We start from the raw sequence: 19,214 nt of genomic DNA, 5'->3' as shown, positions 1-19,214 counted from the left end.
ACTCTCCTTTTGCTCTCGAACGCTCACATCCGCAATAGACCTGATACTGCGCCCGCCATGTGTTTCCTGGGCAGGGCTTCGAGCTGCACAACCCTTCAGGCGCAAGCCATCCCGAAGACGCGGAATGGGCAACGGACTCGCGACCTCCGCGCGTCCGACGTAGCCGGATCGAACCTTTCTGCATCACGTATTCTATTCATCATGCTTGGCCGGTCTGAGAGCGAAGTTGCTCGCCAATCAGAGCAGGATTTCACTACCCGGAAGCCATCACCGGTCGCGTGCGTGTTCATCTACGAGGACCTGGCGTCCTCCTTCCTGAGTCACGAGGACGTCGCCCCGAGTGCAACGCGGTACAGCGGTGTCGGCTATGCGAAGCGGGCTTCGTCTGCGTTGATCTTTGCATCCAAACACCTACTCCCGTTGTGCCTGCGCCGCTGTCCGCTTGCGCGGCCATGGCCGCGCGATCCCTTTAAGTTCGGGCCGGCTTGCCGATCAGTTCCCGGTATTCATTAGCCGTTGCCGGCTTGCGGCCGAGCAGGGCGGCAATGTCTTTCGCCATCGTGAACATCTCGAGATTGCTCTTGAGGCGCTCGTCGCTGTTCGGGTATTTCCACGGCGTGTCTTCCGTGCCGACGCGGATATGCAGACCCATCATGGTGGCGAGGGTGGTCATATAGAGCGATGCGCGGCCTGCCGCGCAGACGCTGATAACCGAGGTCGGATCGATCTTGCGAATCTGGTCGACCATCAGGAACATGTGTTGCGTCATGTCCTGGGCGTCGCTAACCCAAGTGCCCGACACCAGCGTGCGGCCGACATTGAACGGCAGACCGTAGAGGATCAGCCAGTTGTACGGCTTCTTGAGGATGCCGGTATCGATCAGCTTGCGCTTGGCAAGCTCGATTTCGCCGGAGCTATGGACCGCCAGCTCGGGCTTGACCCCTACTTCCTCGAGCGTCATGACGGCCGGCAACGCGAAGGCTTCCGGATGGCCCGGCGCGCAGGGTGCGACTTCGGTCAGGCCTTCGCGAGCGGGACTCAGGCACATATCGAACGTCGTGCCGTTCAGCACGTTCACGTTCGGTACGAAATCGTTGCCGAAGCGGGCGCGCAGCGGCTCGATAACCTGCTTGTACGCTTCGACCGGCAGGATGTCGCGATCCATGCGGCGCCCCTGCGCGTCGGTCATGAATGAGAAGTCGATGTGAACGCCGCAAGCACCGGCCTCGATTACGCTGGTCGCTTCATCCACGTACGCCTGGAAGGACGACGTGTCTTCAAAGCGGCCGGAAACCGCGGCGTTGATTGCGACCTTCTCCGACACGTTCCACTTGGGCTGCAACTCGGCCCCTGCAATAAACTGGTACTCCTCCAATTCGCGTTTGGCGGCTTCCCAGAGTGGCAGTTTTTCGGTCATGATGATCCTCAACACAGGTAGTGAATTTAGGTTCGCAAATCTTACGAACCCACGGCAATCAATTTGAGAGGTTCTGGCGGGTCGATCCGGAGAAGCCGCGGCCCGTATCCGCCTTGCGCGAGACGCGAAACGTTTTGCGCTGCGTGGAGGCTTCCCGGATTGCCCGCATAGGCGCTTCGAGCCGCACGTCGTTGGAGGGGAGACCCGAACCCTGGCTGGAGTGCTTGCACACCACGGCGACCTCCTCACCACGTCCATATCCACACATTCGAGATCCTCGAGTCCGCTTCTGCCCCTGCGACCCCTACGCGGTAAGAAACGCAGGGATGCAAGGAGCTGGTCACTCTCGTAATTAAATCGGTTTTGCTGAGATAATTCCGCAATCAATCGATTTATATAGAATCATGCGTCATAGAATGAAATAAGTCAAGGAACCCAGGGAATGCCCTGATGAACGGCGTGTGGGCGACGGTCCTGTGCCGCCTGTCGGTGAGCATTTGTTGAGGAATGAGCGAATGGCCACGTCATACCCACTTTGATCGCTGCAGCGGATCACTTTGACAAGCCCCCAATGACGCGGCCGTGAATGCGCAGACGGAGGTCGTCGATGACCGTGACAGAACCTTGTCGTGGTTGACGCTAACGCTTCATCGTCTCTACGACCTTGAAGCGCAGAAGATCCTCGGGAACCGGCTGTGTGCATACTGCAGGGTGTTGCCGAATCGAAGATTGTTCACTGAACTACCGTCCGACGTTGGGTGACGTAGTCGGGCCCCCGCGATGCTCGCATCGGGTGTCACCCTGCTCTGGGCATACGCGTCGCGCGTACCTAAAGCCACCGTTGTAGCGCAACGAATTTGCGCCCGACGCGGTCGCCCGGGCGACGACGGATGCCGTCGCCACGAGAGCGAAAGCGATTAATACCTTGGAAGGCATGCCGATCAATTGCGCATGCGAAATTCATTGGATGAGGCATGGAACACTGACCGGGACGTTGCCGGTCCCTGTCCTTGCCATCGCGAAGCACCGTGATGCGGTTGGCGATCTTTTGCGCTTCGCGAATACGGTGGCGTGCGCCGGTTCGGTGTTACCCGAGGTTTGCTCGTCATTGATGACGACGCGCCCGCCGTCAGCGACGAGGGCGCCCGAAGCCACAGCCATGAGGGTGGATCTGCCCGCGCCGTTTTCTCCGACAGGGTAACGTTGTCAAGTGCCCGCACGCCGGGAAAGATCGTCGTCACCCCATCGGTCTGCCGCAGTGAATGCTGTTCGTTCAGGACTCTAATCGGCTATCAATGCTCGAACACGGCCTTCAGCTTTTCCGGCGGGAGCGCGGAGGTGAGGTCGGCATCCGGCGGTGCCGCGGGGTCGCACTTCGGGTCGAGCCCCTTCGCGCTGTCCGCATACGGGAACGGAAGGATGGAAGGGGATTCCTTGTTGACGGTTCCTTGGTAGGCAGCGACGCCCTGGCGTACCGCAAAACGCACGTAAGTCGTCGTGCCGTCGAGTGTGTAATAGGGATATGGCTTGCCCGACTGTTTCGCCGCGACAAAATGGCAGTTCACCTGGTTGTCGCTTGCAATCGTCGCGATGGCGGGGACCGGAAGGTGAGCCTGTTCGAATGCCTTTACGGCGGCCAGCGCGGTTTCGCCACCATCCGTCACGATGGCGTCGATCTTCGGATACTGCGCGATGAGACCAACCGTGGCCTTCTGGGCGTCGACGGGATTCCAATTCGTCACGATGTACTGCTCGTTGAGCAACTTCAGACCCGGGTACTTCTTGAGTCCGCTTCTCAGACCGTCCATGAAGTTTTGGGAGGTGGTCGCTCCGGGCGATCCACCCATGAACACTACATTTCCCTTCTTGAGTGTGGTTCCCAGCCAGTCAGCCCACATGACACCGATCTGCTGCGTATTGCCCACCACGTTGACGATGTAGTCACGGCCGGGTACGCCAGCCATTTGAGCCGAGTACGGGACAACCGCGACGCCCGCCTTCATGGCCGCCCGCATTGCGGGAAGCTGAACCGCGCCGAAGTCAGGAAGAAGAATGAGGACGTTGATGCCCTGCGCGACCATGCTGTTGATGTCGGAATTCGCCTTCTGCGGATCGCCGTTGGCATTGCTGTAGATGACCCGTGTGACGTTCTTGCACCGACTGAGCTCGTCCTTGACTTCCGCGAGGCCGGTCTTGCGCCACGTATTACCGCCGTAGCCGTCCGACACGCCGACGATCATCGGCTTCGCGCCGCACATCGGCGTGATGTCGCCTTGATGGTTCGTGATGGAATCTTCCGCCGCGTTGGCAGCGGTACAGATCAAACCCGTGGAAAGAAGCAGGCCGGCGCTTATTTGCGCAATCGAGACGAGCATCTTCCCTCGCCAGTATCGAAGATGGCGCCGGTTCTTGAGGCCGCACTGATGAGCGCACCGAGTCTCTTGCGCAACGAACGGACTTTGCAGTTTTCGCACCGCAACCTGCAATACGCGAAGCTTGAAGAACATGGTGATCCTCGCCTTGGGTGAAGGATGAGTAATGGAAATGGGCCGATCAGGAAAATGGACTCTCCTGTAGCGGCATTGGTACGCGATCCTAAGTGAAGCGATGCGTTGCGAGATAGATTTATATCGAATAATGTTGTTCGGGATGAACGAAGTCAAGCCCCCTGGGGAAAGTCCCTGGCAAGGGCGCACGTGAACGCGCCGGGTGCTGCGCATCCACCCACAGGCTGAAAACGAGACCGGCAATGACCTTCCACGATTCTTGACACATGTAATTCTTAGTAGGATCATGCGATATAGGATCAAATGATTCTGATCTAATCGGCCTCCAGGTACGCGTGGCTGGCTCGTGCTGACACTTTCGTTTCGATTGTTCCGCAACAAGGAGAATAGGTAATGGGAAATCAAAAGCTTCGGCTGTCTATCGCCGTTGGCAACTATGACCGCATGCGGCCGCTGATCGATGGCGATGTTCAGATCGACGGCGTAGATCCGGTCTTCATGCTGCAGGAGCCTGAGGAGATCTTCTTTCGCGCGTTTCGGCACGCCGACTACGACATCTGCGAGCTCTCGCTCAGCAGCTACTCGGTCAAGACGGCCGCGGGCGCGTCGTCTTATATCGCCGTGCCGGTCTTTCCGTCGCGGGCGTTCCGGCATACGTCGATCTACGTGCGAGCGGACCGGGGGATCGAGAAGCCTGAAGACCTGAAGGGCAAGCGCATTGGGGTCCCCGAGTACCAGCTCACCGCCAATGTCTGGGTCCGTCTCTTTCTTGAGGAGGAGTATGGGGTCAAGGCATCGGACGTGACCTGGGTGCGCGGCGGCTACGAAGATCCGGCCAGAGTCGAGAAGATCGCGCTGAACTTGCCTGGTGACATCAGGCTTGAAGACGCCCCCGAAGGCGAAACCATCTCCGGACTTCTGGCGGCGGGGAAGATCGATGCCGTCATCGGTCCGCGCGCGCCTTCCTGCTTTGACCAGGGCCATCCGCAGGTTCGGTATCTCTTCGACGATCCACACAAAACTGCGGCCGATTGGTATGCGCGCACAAAGCTGTTTCCGATCATGCACACGCTGGGTGTCAGAAAGACGCTCGCCGACCAGCATCCGTGGCTGCCGGGTGCACTCGTGAAGGCATTCGAGAAATCGAAGGCCCTCGCGCTCGCGCGGCTCAGCGAGACCGGGGCGACCAAAGTGACCTTGCCGTTCGTCGAAGATCAGTTGCGGGCAGCGCGCAAGCTGATGGGCTTCGACTTCTGGTCGTACGGATTTGCCGAAAACGAGCAGACCATCGATCGCTTCCTTGCCCAGCATCATGCCGAGGGGCTTTCCAGCCGGCGGTTGCAGCCGCACGAGCTGTTTCACCCTGCGAGCCTCGAAAGCTTCAAGATCTGATTCTTACAGCTGACCTCATTAGGGGCAGCGCGTTGCCAAGCGCGCCTGCCCCGGTACGTCGTTCTCGTCCCCCGATCCGCTCCAAGCCAGGAATCCCGTCTCGAGCCGCGCCGGCTAGCCTCAGCGCAGCGTGCCCGCCAGCGCGCGGCACGTGAACGAAGCCGCCTCGTTGGTGAAGCGGTTTCCATCCTTGCCGACCGCGATGAAACCGCGTTGCTCATCAATCCGAGTTTGAGATTGACCGTAGGCTTGCGGGAGTGCTCGCGGCGCATGTCAGCGTCTCCCGGGTAGCCGCCGGTTGCTATCACCACACCGCCGCGCGCACGAACAAGGATGGCACGTCGGTTTCAAATCACTTCCGCGCCCACGACCGTGCCGTCTTCCGTAATCAGTCGGGTCGCGGATGCGTGTAGCCAGACCTCGACCTGACGATCGCGTAGGGTCTTGTACAAACGGTCGATAAGCGCGTTTCCGCCAGCGAGCCGAGTGCTGCGGTGATGATTGAGTCGATCGACGCCATAGCAGGCTAAGCGCTTCAGCACGTGAACGAGCGTGCGTGCGGACCGAGTGACAGACAGAAATTGAAGGAGATCGACCAGGTCAAGCATCATGCCGCCGAACGGCGCTAATGCCGGCAGTGGTGCACGCAGGTCCTTAAAATGAGAGCCAAGCTGGCGACCATCGAATTCGAGCGGCGCATGGGCGCGCCCGAACGTGCCACCGGGCAGCTCGGGATAGTAGTCCGGGTAGTTGAGCGCGACCACTTCCAGTTCGCAATGACGCAACAGATAGTCGAGGGCGAGGCGGCCCTTGGTTTTCTCCAGCAGGAGAGGCTCGAGCCCCACGCTCTCCGTTACGATTGCAGCACCCATGCCAGCCGCGCCCGCACCAATGATGATAACGTCGACCTCATGACCCCGGCGGCTCTTTGTAGCGTTATGCATCGTGTATGTGCTTCGCGCTCACTCTAGAGACCTGATTTCAATAGAGTAGCGTGCCGAGGTTGACGCTTCCTGTGCGGTCTCTCGTAACGAGGACCTTTTCCGTTCCATCCTTTGTCACTCGCAGCTCGATACGCGAGGACGGCGCAATCAGCCCAGAGAATCGGAAGTCGCCGAAATGGTCGGTCCTGGTTGTGCGTTCGCTTCCATCGGAGGAGTCGCGCAGGACAACTTCGGCACCCTCAAGATTGCGCAGTTGGCCGTCACCCAAGTCTTCGCAGACGTTGCCTGCCACCAGATGGCTGAGCGCATCGTCCAGATTCTTGTAGAAGACGCGCGGCTTGGTGCCTAACTCGGGGCGAATCACTGACAGGTGCTCTTTCTCGACCGTTTCTGCCAATTGGGCGTCCTCGACATTGAACGCTCGGATCGCCTTGGTGGGACAAGCTTGTGCGCAGCGCGGCTCTTTCCAGCCGGCGTCGAGCAGGTGAGCGTCGAAGTTCCAGTTCTGCGGCACCTGTTCCTGTTCGTTCCATTCGATCATGCCGTAAGGGCATGTCCCGACCAGATCGCGCCGGCCACGCGACTTGATCGGGTCGATCACGACGACGCCATCCGGACGCTTGTAGATCGCACCGTCCGAAGCCGCTTTGACGCAGGGTGCGTTGTCACAGTGATTGCAAGTCTTCGGGATATAGGTGACATCGACGAGCGAGCCCTCTCCGCGAACGTGGCGTTCGATCCGGATCGTTTCCAGGCCTTCCGGCGGATGAGGCGCGGAATAACCCGGAAAGGCATTGCCGGCGTACTCGTCCTTGGTTGCGAGGACGCAATTTCTGCAATTGATGCAGAGTGAAACGTCAATGACCAGCGCCCAGCCGTTCACGCTGCTTTCCCGAGTTTTGAGTCCCATTTTTCCACCTCCACCCAGCAAGTATTTGGCATGATCCCGTCCGCGGTCGAACTCATTTTTCCACCTGGCGTCAGGAGATTGAGACAGCCTCCGCGATCGACCAGGCCGATTGAAGTCTCGATCATGTCGAGTTCGGCACACGACTCGTTGCCGCGGGCCACCCCCGCCTTGACGAGCTGAGAAACGTCGACGGCACAGATGACGGACGCCTGCGAGTTGTAGACCCGAACCAGATTGCCACGCTGTAGACCGCGAGTTTCTGCATCCCGGGAACTCAATCGCAGGACCCAATATCGATATCCACCGACCTCCATCCGGTGTTCGTCGATCATGCTGATGTGACTGTTCTTCCCGTCAGCATGCGTATGGAAGCTGTAGACCGGATGGTTGGTCACGAGCTGCAGCGGAAACGATTGTTTCACGGTGCTGGCGCGGTTTATGTACCGGTTGACGGCCGGCCTCGCGGGATCAATCTGTTCGATGCGGCGTAGGCTCGACGGCACGAACTCGAACTTGCCCGACTGCGTCGGCAGCCCGTCGCCAAAGCCGATCGAATACGTGGCAGGTAGCGGATTGGGTTCCGGCAAATCCTTCGGACGGCCTTCCGCGAACCAGCGCATATCGACAGGCGGCTTGTCGTCGTCTTTCGGCGGTGGCACGACGTGATAGCCTTTTTGCAGGAATTTCTTCCAGGTGGTCTGCTTGGGCAAGTCCGTTGAATTGAACATCCGATCGCACCAGGCCAATTCGGAGCAACCGCCTTCCGAGAACATCCCGCCGTATCCAAGCCTTGTCAGGATGTCCAGAAAGATCTGATAGTCGGACTTCGATTCGCCGAGGGGCTCAATGCATTTGTGCTGCATGGTCACTACACGGTGATTGAGCTGGCTCTGCGCATGCTGGATGTAGCCGCCGCAGTTGGCCCATTCGGAGATGTCATCACGTTCGAGCGCGGTACACGCAGGCAGAATGATGTCTGCGAACTGGGCCTCATTTTCCATCCAGATCGACTGGTTGACGATAAATTCCAGCGATGAATGACGATACGCTTCGACGAGCCTGTTCGATCCCGGCGTTGTACCGAACGATGACGAGCCATAGCGGTACAGCATGTGGATGCGGGAATAGCCTGGCCTCGGATACGAGTATTCGGCAAATTGCCCCTCGATCGAGAAGCCGTCCCAAGCGTAGCCTTCCGCGTGTCCCTCCACGATGGCTTCGGCAAGCCGTTGACGCGGAACGGACTGCTTCACCGGGTTGATCGTGATGATGTGAGGCATGCGGCAGTAGTTGTTGGCCGCGCTCGCTGTGTTGTTCAGATCGCCCGAGATTCCGCCCTCGGCATACCCGGGAAAGTAAAAATTGAGGTCCTGCGGTGCACCGATCTGCAAATTGCCGAAGTTGATCCCCGGTTTCCCCCATCCCTGCATCGCCATCATCATGACGACGCTTCGCGCCCATTGAGCACCAGTCTCGGTGCGGCATGCGCCACCAAAGCCCGCGCCAAGACCGCCCGCTGCGAGATAAGTCTTCTTTGATGCCCACAACTGCGCCAGACTGCGGACGTCCTTGGCGGGCACACCGGTTTCGGCTTCCTGCCACTCCGGTGTTTTCGGTGTGCCGTCCTCTTCGCCGAGAACGTAGGCACGCCATTCGTCGAAGCCGGTAGTTTTTGACGCTACGTATTCCTTATCGTAGCTGCCGCTGATCATCCATTCATGCATGATCGCGATCGCGAGCGCCGAGTCGGTACCAGGTTTGATCGGCAGCCATTTTCCGCCAAGGAACTGAGCGGAGTGCGTCAGATAGGGATCGATATGCACGAACTCAATACCGAGGTGCTTGGCCCACAGCCGGCGCTCGGTGCCTTCGAATCCACCATAGACGCCGCTGGTCGATTCGGGATCGCTCGACCAGAACACGATTACCTCGGCATGCTGAAGGCAGTCCTCGGTCGTGCCATAAAAGCTCGGCGTGCCCAGACGCAGGCTGTTGCCGTAGTGATGCATGGCCCCCCAGTACCAGCCTTCCCAACTGATCGGACTCGGTTCGACGCGGGTAAAGCCGATCAGGTTGCCGAAGCGCAGCATCGCGCTCAGGTAGTAGTTGATGTTGCCCCACTGGTGATGTGCGCCCGTGACCATGGCTATCGCTCCAGGGCCGTAGTCCTTCTTCATGCGACGGATTTCTCCAGCGACGATATCGAGGGCTTTGTCCCAGCTGATGCGTTCATAGCCCGAGATCCCGCGATTCTGTGGATTGCGTTCGCCATTCGGGTCGAAGTCGACGCGCTTCATCGGATAGAGGAGGCGCTTTTCGGAGTACACGAGCGATTTGAGGGAGAGCGCGTGCGGGCTGACCGTCGCGCGCCGTGCGGGCGAAAACCGGCGACCTCTCGCCGTGATACTCCAGCTCGGCCCATCTTCCTCTTCGAGATCGATGGGCGTGGTGCGGACGATCTTGTCGTCTTTGACGAAGACGAACACGGGTCCGCCATTGGTGAGTGTGACGTAACGCGTGGTCCCGTCCTTCATCGGCATGCCCTTGCGCCACGCAGCCGTCTTCATCGTGTTGACGAGTTGACCGAACCACACGAGCTTCTGGTCGCTTCCGCCCTGCGTGATCTTGAAGTTCTTGAGCGCATCGATCAGGAACGCATGATCGGTATTCGGCGCGAGCATCTGGCGGGCTGTTGCTACATCCATGAAGACAAGCTCGGCGTCGGGTTTGGGATTCACACCCCAGCTCCCCGACACGGTGCCGTTTCGGAAATGGAGTTGTCTCGAGAGAGTGTTGTCTCTGAGCCGTAGCTGGATGACTCCGCTTCCTGTGGCGAGATGGGCGCGCATGGACGGAAATTTGCGTGCCGCAATACGCAGGACGGTCGGCATGAGCCAGAGGATAAGTGCAAGGATTTTTCGTTGCATGAGAACGTCACCCCTGAGCAGAACTGCGCTTTGATTGGACGCAACGACTGCCGGTCAGGCATCGGTCGACCAGCCGGCTACCGGGGCTGATCCGAGGCGTCGTTGCCGATAGGGTCTTTCTCATTTTTAGATCCACCTTTTGTCTCCGTGTTTCGGGAACGGTCCGCGACGTCGGTCCAGACTGTTCCAAATTGCGCCTTGATGAGCGAATTTTGCGGAGCAGTGCGACGCAGCGATCGATCACGTTGTATGATCTTACCTGCAACGGATCATTTGCAGGGCAATGATACCGATAAAAATAAACCTACATAGAATGATATTATTTGGTATAAATAAAGTCAAGTGCTCCTATGGTGGGGGTGCCCTGAGTACTGCTATTCGTGGCCCCGTTTGCCCATACATAAAGGAATGAGGAAATGCCCAAGTCGAATCCCGGCGTCGCCAAGGCAACTTTGGATCGTGAGCCGCCAGGCGAGGCGGCCGCGAAGCTGTCGCCCGAACTATTTGATGAGCGTGGCCGAACTGTGCCGTGGATGGCCAAGACGGTGCGCCGGCTCTATGATGCACAGGGTCAGAAAATTCTCGATAGAGAAAACTTGGCCATTGCGTATTGGTATTACCTCCGCATACTGGCCGAGCGCGGCGAGTTGAATCAGCTCGAATTAAGTAAGCGAGTGGGGATTGCCTCGACGACCGCAGTGCCGGCACTCGACAACCTGGAAAAGCGCGGGCTGGTGCAAAGAATTCGAGATCCTAAAGACCGAAGGAAGTATTACGTCAGTCTTAAGGACGAGGGTAGGCGCTTGGTCGACGACATGTTGCCGCAGCTCGTGGACATGTTTTCAGCCTCGCTCGACGGAGTTTCCCCGCAGGACATGCAGGTGTTCTGGAAGGTCGCGCACCAGATTGAGAAAAATCTGGTTCAGATGTCCAAGGACGATACGACCTTGGACTGATGGCTTCGGGTGGATATTGCGGTTTACAACGTGCGTCGTAGCCATTCTATCGAAGAGGGAAATAGATCGAAGCGCCGCGAACGCATCGCTGCGACGGCCAGATAGCCGACCATCAGGCCCACCAACGCGGGCACTGATTCGGGCGCGTCAGCCGGTATGGACGAACGCGTCGCTGAAGAAGTCGTCTTCGGGCAAGCCGGCCTTAACGAAGGTGTCGCGCGCGGCGCTCGTCATCGACGGATTGCCGCATGCGTACACCTCATATCCCGCGAGCGAGTCGAAGTCTTCGAGCACGGCCTCGTGCACGAAGCCGCGCCGGCCCGTCCACGCCTCGTCGGCCTCGGACAGCACCGGCACGAACTTCACGCGTCCATTGTCGTGCCATTTCTGCGCGAGTGCCGCGAGGTAGAGGTCTTCGGCGCGGCGCGCGCCCCAGTACAGATGCAGCGGCCGTTCGAGCCTGCGCTTGATGGCGTCCTCGACGATCGACTTCACCGGCGCGAACCCCGTGCCTGTCGCAAGCAACACGGCGGGCCTGTCCGACCCTTCGCGCAGCGTGAACTCTCCGAACGGCAGCTCAATGCGCAGCCTGTCGCCCTTCGCCATGCGGCTGAGCGCGCCTTCGGAGAACCGGCCGCCGGGCACGTGGCGCACGTGCAACTGCACGCTGTCGTTTTCGTGCGGCGCATTCGCCATCGAATAGTTGCGCCGCGTACCGTCCTCCAGCTCGACCTGCAGATATTGGCCGGCACCGAACTTCGCACGCACGCCCGCGGGCAGCCGCAACTGCAGAATGCTGACGTCGGCGGCCGGCTGCGTGATGCGGTACACGGAGGCCTCGAGCGTCCTGCGCGCGACGAGGTCGCGCTTCTCGATGCGGCGTGGCGCGATCGCCAGGTCGGTGTCGGGGCGCAGGCAGCACAGCAGCGCGCGCTCGGCCGGCGCCACCACTGCGCCCTGCACCGGCGAACGCCCTTGGCCCGCCACGAGGCGCCCTTCGCAGGACGCGCAGACGCCCTTGCGACACGAGTACGGCACCGCATAGCCGGCGCGTTCGGCCGCGTCGAGGACGGTTTCACCGGCCGCGCACGGGAACGTTATGTCGCTGTCAGCGACGGAAATTCGAAAATCCAAGATATGACCTCCATGCGTTGTTAGCTTGGTGTCGGGCGAAGTTCGGGGCGGATCAGTCGATGGGCGCCGGCATCGTGCCCGTCGTTACGTGAGCACGTGTGCCGAAACCGCTGTCGTGACCGACCCTCGAAATGATCACGGAAACACCCGGCGAGAGCGCCGCCGAATGACGGCCAGCGTGTCGCGCACAAGCGCCGCGGGTGCGCATCGCCGCGCATGCCTGCGGATGACACGCGTGTGGCCGAACAGCACGATGCGCGGATGCAACGCCGGCTCGTGCGCCCGTGCCCACGTGGCGTTGACGGCGATCTCCGGACCGATGCCGTGCGGGCCGCCCACCGCCATCGCGCGCCCGCCCGGCCAGGTTCGCGGGCGTCATAGCGGCAACGCGAGCAGCGTGTCGATACGCGAGCTGTCGCACACGACGACGCGCTCGCGCAACCGCACGCCCGCCTCGTCGCGCACGTACACGTCGCAATAGCGGCCCGTCGCGAACAGGTCTGTGGTCCCGTCGCGCATGACGCGCGCGACTATGAACGAGGTTTCGCTGCGCGCCTCGGCGCCGTCGTCGCTGATCACGTACGGCTGCCCGAGCAAATGACGATAGACGTGCCGTTCATAGATATTGGCGTCGCGCAGCGACGCGACCCGGTCGACCAGCATCCCGTGCGAGGCGGCGTAGATCATGCTGCCCACGAGGCCGCGGCGATGGTTATCGGCGGTCGTGACCCTATACACACACGACGTGGTGAAGAACTCGGGCCACTGCCCGAGGTCGCCATCGTCGATGCAGCGCACGTATTCGGCCTGCGCGCGGGCGATCAGTTGATGGATGTCCTGCGTCATCGTCAATATCCCATTGCGTTACGGTAGGCCTTCCAGAAGCCGCGAATCGAAGCTTCCGTCACGCGACTCGCGCTGCTGGTCGTGCCGTCGCCGCCCATCTCGATCACCGAGCGTGCGTCGCTTGCCCCGTCGATGCCGCGCTGCACGAAGCCACCCACGCAGCCGTCTTCCATCGAGACATAGCCGGCCGGGCCCACGAGATTCGACTGGCGCAGACGCATTTCCCGCAACCCGGGCGTATCGTCCTCGAAGCCGAGATAGGTCCAGTTCAGTTCGGTCTGGCGCGCGCCGCGCGGCAGGATCTGGCGCACCGCGATGGCGTTCTGGATCTGCTGCAGCACGAAGCCTGGAAACACTGAAAGAATCTGCAGCGTGATGCCGTCGCCGAACTCGTCGGTGCCCGTGAGCACCGAGGTGTCTTCGAGGTGGTGGCCGCTTTCCGAGCGGATCTTCTGGCCCGTGTAGTCGTTCGTGGCCGCCTGCGCCGCCGCTTCAGCCGCGTGATCGACTGCTGAATAGCTGACGTGATGGCCGCCGGTGGGGTCGACGATGATGCCACCGCGCTGCGACAGCTTGTTCAACTGGAAGGTCGTGAAGAACAGATGCAGGATGCTCGCATGATAGGAATCCTTCACGTTTTCGAAATAGAGCTTCCAGTTGTTCGGCAGCATCTGCGTGAAGCGACCGAGCACGACGGGCGTACGGTTTTCGAGTACGCGCGCGATGCGTTCGACGATCTCGTCGCCGAGGTATTCGTCGAGCGGCGCCACGTCGTCGGAGAAGCTGCCGAACACGAGACCGTGCAGCGTCGCTACCCGCAGCTTGCGCAAGCCGTGATCGCCGAGGCAGAAGTCTTCCTTCATACCGCCCTGGCCGTTGATGCCGTCCCGGAACGCGACGCCGAGCAGATCGCCCTGCAGACTGTAGGTCCACGCATGGTAGACGCAGCTGAAGTCCTTCGCGTTGCCCTCGTTTTCCAGGCAAACCATCGCGCCGCGATGCGCGCAGCGGTTTTCGAATGCGTAGAGTTCGCCGTCCGCGTCGCGCGTGACCACCACGGGAGCATCGCCGACGAACGTGCTGCGGAAGTCGCCCGGATTCGGCACCTCGGCTTCGAGGCACAGATAACTCCAGTTCGGACCACGAAAGATCGCCTCCTGCTCGTCCGTATAGATTTCGTCGCTCTGGAACAGCGCATAGGGCACGCGCGTAACGCCCTCGGCGGGCCACTCGATGCTGGCGCGGCGCGCCGGCTGGATGGGGATGATGTTCAAGTTGCTGACTCCGTAGCAGGCATTTGTCAAATGCGGATTGCCGGGGACCGAGGCGGGACTGTCGTTGACAACCTCACCGGGGTGTGTTCGAATATCGTACATTGTTCGATATGAGAACCAATATGACACCCATCAAAAGTCCTGTCAACACAGAGGCCGGCGCCTTGTCGCCTGTCAAGGACGAGGACGAGACAAGCCAGACCCGCGCGAAGGAAGGCATGGGGGGGCTGGCCAAGGGGTTGGCGATCATCGAGGCGTTCGGCGCGAACACCACGCGCATGACCGTCTCGGACGCGGCCCATCTGGCTGACCTGAGCCGCCCCGCGGCGCGGCGCTGCCTGCTGACGCTCGTCGAGCTCGGCTATCTCGCGCACGACGGTAAGTTCTTTACGCCGCTGCCGCGCATGCTACGGCTGGGTGGCGCCTACCTCAGCACGTCGTCGCTACCGCAGATTGCGCAGCCGCTGCTGGCGAGCGCGCGCGACAGGCTACAGGAGTCCGTCTCGCTGGCCGTGCTGGACGAGGGTTATTCGGTGTTCATCGCACGCGCCGAGGCGGTGCGTATCGTGTCGACCGGCGTGAAGCTCGGTGGCCGCCTGCCCGCCTATTGCTCAGCCACGGGACGCGTGTTGCTAGGTGGCCTGCCTGAACAGCAGGTGCGCGCGCACCTCGAAAGCGTGCCGATGAAGCGGCTCACCGACCGCACAGTGGCAAATCTCGACGGCGTGCTGAAGGCGATCCGGCGCGCGACAGAGGACGGCTACGCGATCAGTGACGAGGAACTGGAAATCGGCATGTCAGCGATGGCGGTACCGGTGAAGAACAGCGCCGGGCAGATCGTGGCGGCGCTGAGTGTGAGCGTATTTTCAGGGCGCGTAAGCATCGAAACGTTGCGAGAAAACTTCCTACCGACGTTGCGTGAAACGGCCGGGCGCGTGCAACGCTCGCTATAGGCGAACTGGCGGTCTGCGCATCCGGCCGCCAGGTGTGCTGCCGACTACCGGAGTTTCCTGACGTATGGTGGACGCCACTCAGGCGCGCTCGTGTCAATCGAAACCAGCGCGGTGGCCAACAGGCCAGTCCGTTAGCCTGACCGGGTAGGACCGCGGTGCAACGTTGACAAGTGTTAGGTAGTCTAGACGCGCCTGCCACTCTAACTGATGGTTGCAACATTGTTCGCCGCTCTTGACTGCCGTTCGTCAACCGGTTCGGCATGCAGGAAAGGACCAGGCCTGACGGAGATCACATCGTCGTGACGGCGCGAAACTGGGCGGTAACTGACGATTTCGCCGGCCCCGCGGGCCGTCAACCGCGAGAGTGCGAGCCACGCAGGCTCGCTGATTTTGCTTGGCAGAAGAGGCGGAACGCTACAACAGGGCGGCAAGGTGGCGGCGTGCGATTTCAAGTTCTGGCAGCAGGTGTTCCACCACGCCTTCGCGCGTCATACGGCTTGTGGATACAGAAAGACTCATGGCTGCAATCATTTCGCCACGTGCGTTGCGGATCGGAACTGCGATTGAGCGAATACCGATCTCCAGTTCTTCGTCGATGATGGCGTACCCGTGTTTGCCCACGAATTCAATCTCTTTCATGATGCTGCTGGTCGTAGTACGGGTGTGAGGCGTCAGAGCGGGACGTGCCATTCTGTTCAGCATGAATCTCACCTCGGCCGGTGGTCGCTCTGACAGCAGAACGCGCCCTGTGGCGCTACAGTAAGCAGGCAAGCGCGAGCCAACACCCAAACCGCTGGAAAGGCTGCGCCGATGCGTTGAGCGCGCGACGAAGACTGCATCCTGCGAATCCAGCACAGCGATCGAGGCAGCCTCTTGCGTGCGTTCGCTGGTGATCTCCAGGATAGGTTGTGCGACCTTGGTCAACGGTTCTGAGACTACATAAGCGTAGCCCAGCCTCAGAGCGCGCGGTGCCAGGACAAAACTGTGACCATTCTGCGCGGCATAGCCCAGCCTGCACAGTGTCAGCAAACTCCGTCGTACCGAACCCTTAGTATGGCCGGTTATCTCTGCCGCTTGTGTCAGAGTCAGCGGCCCCTTCTTCATACCGAATGCTTCGATGATGGACAGCCCTTTTTCGAGCCCCATCACGTATTCCGGTTCGTTTTCCCGTGGTTCCTTCCCCTCCGAATGAGACGCCATAAACCCTCGCGAAATTCGAATTTCGTACAAAAGTCCGGTATCCGGAAATTGTAGCCGGGATCTTTGACATCTGATCGGGTATGTAGCGAAATGCAGCAAAGGGCCCGCGATTCCTCGGTGAAACGGGCCTCACTCATTGCTACCTAAAGTCTTCCGACTGCGAAGGAAACTATGAAACCTGAATTACCCAAGCGCCTTATTGTCACCGGCGGTGCCAGCGGTATTGGCTACGCCTTCAGCGAACACCTTGCACAACTGGGGCACCGTGTCGTCATCGCCGACCTGCGTGGCGCCGAGGAAGCCGCGGCACGGCTTCGTGAGGCCGGACATCAGGCCATCGGCCTGCGCACGGACGTTGTCAGCCAGGCGGATGTCGCTGACATGACGGCCGCAGCGGTCTCGGAGTTCGGTGGAATCGATGGCCTAGTCAATAACGCCGCGCTATTTACCACCTTGGCACTCAAGCCGTTTGAGCAGATCACCAATCAGGAATGGATGCGGGTGATGGAAGTCAACACGCTGGGTCCATTTAACTGTGCCAAAGCGGTGTTGCCGCAACTGCGCCAAAGCGGTCGGGGGCGTTTGGTGAACATCGCTTCCACCGTGCCAATGAAGGGGCCGGTGAATATGGCGCATTACGTGGCCAGCAAGGGGGCGGTCATTGCCTTCACGCGTTCACTTGCGCGGGAGCTGGCGAAGGACCTCATCACGGTCAATGCGATTGCTCCGGGCTTCACGCTAAGCGACGGCGTGCTGCAGACTGATCTGCAAGACCGCATTGGTGAAAACGCCCGTACTTCCGGCCGCTGTATCCAGCGCGATCAGGTGCCAAACGACCTCGTGGCGGCGCTGGCGTACCTGGTCAGTGATGGCGCCGGCTTTGTCACCGGCCAGACCCTCGCCGTGGACGGCGGTAGTGTATTCCTATGAGCCAGGCCACCATGAGCACCACAACCGCACCTTACGAAGCACTCGCCCTCTACATCGGTGGCCGTTTGCTGAGCGCCGATGGGCGACCCGAACAGGATGTGATCAACCCTGCGACTGGCAAGGCGTTCGCCCGATTGCCGCACGCTACGCCCCAGGATCTGGATGACGCCGTGAGCGCAGCGGCCGATGCATTCCAGGTCTGGCGGCACACCCCGGCAATCGAACGCTCAACGCTGCTGCGCCGCGTTGCCTCGTTGATCCGGGAGCGAGCTCCGCAGATCGCCCGCAACATTACGCTCGACCAGGGCAAGCCTTTGACTGAAGCCATTCAGGAAGTACTCAGCTGTGCTGAGCACGCTGAATGGCATGCGGAGGAGTGCCGGCGTATTTATGGGCGCGTGATCCCGGCGCGCACACCGGGTGTGCAGCAGACGGTCTCCCGTGAGCCCATAGGTGTTTGCGCTGCGTTCACACCTTGGAACTTTCCCTTCAACCTGGCGCTACGCAAGGTGGTCGCTGCCTTGGGCGCGGGCTGCACGGTGGTACTCAAGGGCCCGGAGGAGTCGCCAAGCGCAGTGGTGGCGCTGGCGCGCATATTCCACGATGCAGGTTTGCCAGCGGGATGCCTCAACGTCGTCTGGGGCGTGCCGTCCGAGGTTTCCCGGCATCTCATCAACGCTCCCGCGGTGCGAAAGATTTCGTTCACTGGCTCCATCTCTGTCGGCAAACAGCTGGCGTCGCTGGCCGGCGCGCACATGAAGCGCATGACGATGGAACTGGGCGGCCACTCGCCGGTGCTGGTGTTCGATGATTCCGACGTAGAACAGGCAGCGCGTTTTCTGGCGCGCACCAAGACACGCAATGCGGGTCAGGTCTGCATGGCACCGAGCCGCTTCTTCGTGCACGAAAAAGTCTATGAGAAGTTCGTGGATGCCTTCGCTGCGGAATACGCGCCGCTCCGGGTTGGAGACGGCCTCGATCCCCAGACCCAGATGGGACCGCTGGCCCACGAACGACGTTTGGACGCAATGCAGGCCCTGGTGACGGACGCGCGGGAGCGCGGGGCATCGCTGGTTTGCGGTGGCAGCCGTCTGACTGAAACAGGCTACTTCTTCGCCCCGACCATCCTCACCGGCGTGCCCGATACCGCGCGCCTGATGGTCGAGGAACCGTTCGGACCCGTTGTGCCGGTAACGAAGTTCAGTAGCACTGAAGAGGCTTTGTCACGTGCCAACGCGCTGCCATACGGCCTGGCCTCCTACGTGTTCACCAGTTCGATCGCGACCGCCGAATACGTTGCTGGCCGTATCGAGGCCGGAATGGTCGGCATCAATCATTTCGGCCTGGCACTGGCCGAGACGCCGCTGGGTGGCGTGAAGGATAGCGGTATGGGCAGCGAAGGCGGCAGCGAGACGTTCGATAGCTACCTCGTGACCAAGTTCGTGTCGCAGGCCAGTCGGGTGCCCTGACATTAACGTGACCGGAGCCATTCGTCCGTGACCCCCGTACCAGCAGACTGGGGTGCATTTGTGAGAACGCGTTCGTATGGTGTCCTCGGCCGACTGCATCGGCACTGGCCGCAGCGCGAGCGAAGAACGGGGAAGACGAGTCGGCCTATTGACGTAGGAGATTGGGGAGGCAGTCAACAAAAAACATGCATGGCTAGCAAGCTGGTCCCGGCGAACGAATACCGGCCTTGGTGGGCAAGCCAGGCAAATCATGATGGAAAATGCCAGCACGCCAATTGCCATATGAACTTTGCTTGCCGACGTCGACAGAGGAGGCAAGAGGCGACGGAGGCAGTGTTGGAGAACGAAGGAGGTG

Annotated in this window: 16 protein-coding genes and 1 pseudogene; 6 read left to right on the top strand and 11 right to left on the bottom strand. The window is 60.5% G+C overall.

Annotation, left to right across the window (positions count from 1 at the left end):
- Positions 1–469: 469 nt before the first annotated feature.
- Entirely contained in the window at positions 470–1,417 is a 948-nt protein-coding gene (locus P0D96_RS45190) for a 3-keto-5-aminohexanoate cleavage protein (RefSeq protein ID WP_408179513.1), read from the bottom strand.
- A 1,292-nt stretch (positions 1,418–2,709) separates the two neighbouring features.
- Positions 2,710–4,080 carry a substrate-binding domain-containing protein gene (locus P0D96_RS45185; RefSeq protein WP_408320616.1) on the bottom strand — a complete coding sequence of 457 codons (1,371 nt, stop codon included), beginning with the start codon at positions 4,078–4,080 and terminating at the stop codon, positions 2,710–2,712.
- Between the two features lie 237 nt (positions 4,081–4,317).
- On the opposite strand from P0D96_RS45185, the gene P0D96_RS45180 reads away from it, so the two are divergent.
- Positions 4,318–5,316, top strand: a complete 999-nt coding sequence (locus P0D96_RS45180) for an ABC transporter substrate-binding protein (RefSeq protein WP_408179509.1) — start codon at positions 4,318–4,320, stop codon at positions 5,314–5,316.
- Between the two features lie 347 nt (positions 5,317–5,663).
- On the opposite strand, the gene P0D96_RS45175 is transcribed toward P0D96_RS45180, so the two are convergent.
- From P0D96_RS45175 to P0D96_RS48840, 4 genes and pseudogenes are all read right to left on the bottom strand, one after another.
- The gene (locus P0D96_RS45175) at positions 5,664–6,260 is read right to left on the bottom strand and encodes an FAD-binding protein (protein WP_408320614.1); all 597 of its coding nucleotides are present in this window, start codon (positions 6,258–6,260) and stop codon (positions 5,664–5,666) included.
- A 37-nt stretch (positions 6,261–6,297) separates the two neighbouring features.
- Positions 6,298–7,170: a 4Fe-4S dicluster domain-containing protein gene (locus P0D96_RS45170; RefSeq protein ID WP_408320612.1), complete on the bottom strand. Its 873-nt coding sequence runs from the start codon at positions 7,168–7,170 to the stop codon at positions 6,298–6,300.
- A complete protein-coding gene (locus tag P0D96_RS45165) occupies positions 7,140–9,497 on the bottom strand; it encodes a molybdopterin-dependent oxidoreductase (RefSeq protein ID WP_507028611.1) in 2,358 nt (785 codons plus the stop codon). Before P0D96_RS45165 ends, P0D96_RS45170 begins: the two co-directional genes overlap by 31 nt.
- A gap of 15 nt (positions 9,498–9,512) precedes the next feature.
- Positions 9,513–9,704 (bottom strand): annotated as a pseudogene (locus tag P0D96_RS48840) (hypothetical protein); the annotation flags it as partial.
- Between the two features lie 45 nt (positions 9,705–9,749).
- Between P0D96_RS48840 and P0D96_RS45160 the strand changes: the two are divergent.
- Positions 9,750–9,980, top strand: coding sequence for a hypothetical protein (locus tag P0D96_RS45160; RefSeq protein WP_408320621.1), 231 nt, complete (start codon positions 9,750–9,752; stop codon positions 9,978–9,980).
- Positions 9,981–10,513: 533 nt separating this feature from the next.
- Positions 10,514–11,053 (top strand): MarR family winged helix-turn-helix transcriptional regulator, encoded by a 540-nt coding sequence (locus P0D96_RS45155; RefSeq protein WP_408320610.1) that lies wholly within the window; start codon positions 10,514–10,516, stop codon positions 11,051–11,053.
- A gap of 147 nt (positions 11,054–11,200) precedes the next feature.
- On the opposite strand, the gene P0D96_RS45150 is transcribed toward P0D96_RS45155, so the two are convergent.
- The 4 genes from P0D96_RS45150 to P0D96_RS45135 all read right to left on the bottom strand — a co-directional run bounded on the left by P0D96_RS45150 (position 11,201) and on the right by P0D96_RS45135 (position 14,307).
- On the bottom strand, positions 11,201–12,187 hold the full coding sequence (locus tag P0D96_RS45150; protein ID WP_408320608.1) for a 2Fe-2S iron-sulfur cluster-binding protein: 987 nt from the start codon (positions 12,185–12,187) through the stop codon (positions 11,201–11,203).
- A gap of 135 nt (positions 12,188–12,322) precedes the next feature.
- On the bottom strand, positions 12,323–12,532 hold the full coding sequence (locus tag P0D96_RS45145) for a hypothetical protein (protein ID WP_408320606.1): 210 nt from the start codon (positions 12,530–12,532) through the stop codon (positions 12,323–12,325).
- Positions 12,533–12,562: 30 nt separating this feature from the next.
- Positions 12,563–13,033, bottom strand: coding sequence for an aromatic-ring-hydroxylating dioxygenase subunit beta (locus P0D96_RS45140; RefSeq protein WP_408320604.1), 471 nt, complete (start codon positions 13,031–13,033; stop codon positions 12,563–12,565).
- A gap of 2 nt (positions 13,034–13,035) precedes the next feature.
- Positions 13,036–14,307 carry an aromatic ring-hydroxylating dioxygenase subunit alpha gene (locus tag P0D96_RS45135; RefSeq protein WP_408320602.1) on the bottom strand — a complete coding sequence of 424 codons (1,272 nt, stop codon included), beginning with the start codon at positions 14,305–14,307 and terminating at the stop codon, positions 13,036–13,038.
- A 122-nt stretch (positions 14,308–14,429) separates the two neighbouring features.
- Between P0D96_RS45135 and P0D96_RS45130 the strand changes: the two genes are divergently transcribed.
- Positions 14,430–15,260, top strand: coding sequence for an IclR family transcriptional regulator domain-containing protein (locus P0D96_RS45130; RefSeq protein ID WP_408320600.1), 831 nt, complete (start codon positions 14,430–14,432; stop codon positions 15,258–15,260).
- 414 nt (positions 15,261–15,674) lie between these two features.
- Here P0D96_RS45130 and P0D96_RS45125 read toward each other — a convergent pair whose 3' ends face one another.
- The gene (locus tag P0D96_RS45125) at positions 15,675–16,406 is read right to left on the bottom strand and encodes an IclR family transcriptional regulator domain-containing protein (protein WP_243658385.1); all 732 of its coding nucleotides are present in this window, start codon (positions 16,404–16,406) and stop codon (positions 15,675–15,677) included.
- Positions 16,407–16,631: 225 nt separating this feature from the next.
- On the opposite strand from P0D96_RS45125, the gene P0D96_RS45120 reads away from it, so the two are divergent.
- Complete coding sequence (locus tag P0D96_RS45120) at positions 16,632–17,390, top strand: SDR family NAD(P)-dependent oxidoreductase (protein ID WP_408320598.1); 759 nt, start codon at positions 16,632–16,634, stop codon at positions 17,388–17,390.
- 11 nt (positions 17,391–17,401) lie between these two features.
- The gene (locus P0D96_RS45115) at positions 17,402–18,859 is read left to right on the top strand and encodes an NAD-dependent succinate-semialdehyde dehydrogenase (protein ID WP_408320596.1); all 1,458 of its coding nucleotides are present in this window, start codon (positions 17,402–17,404) and stop codon (positions 18,857–18,859) included.
- The last annotated feature ends 355 nt before the right edge of the window (positions 18,860–19,214 follow it).

The sequence above is a fragment of the Paraburkholderia sp. RL17-347-BIC-D genome, from assembly GCF_046027915.1.
Taxonomy (GTDB): Bacteria; Pseudomonadota; Gammaproteobacteria; order Burkholderiales; family Burkholderiaceae; genus Paraburkholderia.
Note: the sequence above shows the minus strand (reverse complement) of the source record. Positions and strands in the feature narration are given on the sequence as shown.

Excerpts from the sequence above, each read along its gene's own strand:
- P0D96_RS45145 (WP_408320606.1), bottom strand. The coding sequence starts at position 12,532 with ATGGCGGTGGGCGGCCCGCACGGCATCGGTCCGGAGATCGCCGTCAAC.
- P0D96_RS45130 (WP_408320600.1), top strand. The coding sequence starts at position 14,430 with ATGACACCCATCAAAAGTCCTGTCAACACAGAGGCCGGCGCCTTGTCG.
- P0D96_RS45125 (WP_243658385.1), bottom strand. The coding sequence starts at position 16,406 with ATGGGGCTCGAAAAAGGGCTGTCCATCATCGAAGCATTCGGTATGAAG.
- P0D96_RS45190 (WP_408179513.1), bottom strand. The coding sequence starts at position 1,417 with ATGACCGAAAAACTGCCACTCTGGGAAGCCGCCAAACGCGAATTGGAG.
- P0D96_RS45175 (WP_408320614.1), bottom strand. The coding sequence starts at position 6,260 with ATGCATAACGCTACAAAGAGCCGCCGGGGTCATGAGGTCGACGTTATC.
- P0D96_RS45140 (WP_408320604.1), bottom strand. The coding sequence starts at position 13,033 with ATGACGCAGGACATCCATCAACTGATCGCCCGCGCGCAGGCCGAATAC.
- P0D96_RS45170 (WP_408320612.1), bottom strand. The coding sequence starts at position 7,170 with ATGGGACTCAAAACTCGGGAAAGCAGCGTGAACGGCTGGGCGCTGGTC.
- P0D96_RS45115 (WP_408320596.1), top strand. The coding sequence starts at position 17,402 with ATGAGCACCACAACCGCACCTTACGAAGCACTCGCCCTCTACATCGGT.
- P0D96_RS45120 (WP_408320598.1), top strand. The coding sequence starts at position 16,632 with ATGAAACCTGAATTACCCAAGCGCCTTATTGTCACCGGCGGTGCCAGC.
- P0D96_RS45180 (WP_408179509.1), top strand. The coding sequence starts at position 4,318 with ATGGGAAATCAAAAGCTTCGGCTGTCTATCGCCGTTGGCAACTATGAC.
- P0D96_RS45155 (WP_408320610.1), top strand. The coding sequence starts at position 10,514 with ATGCCCAAGTCGAATCCCGGCGTCGCCAAGGCAACTTTGGATCGTGAG.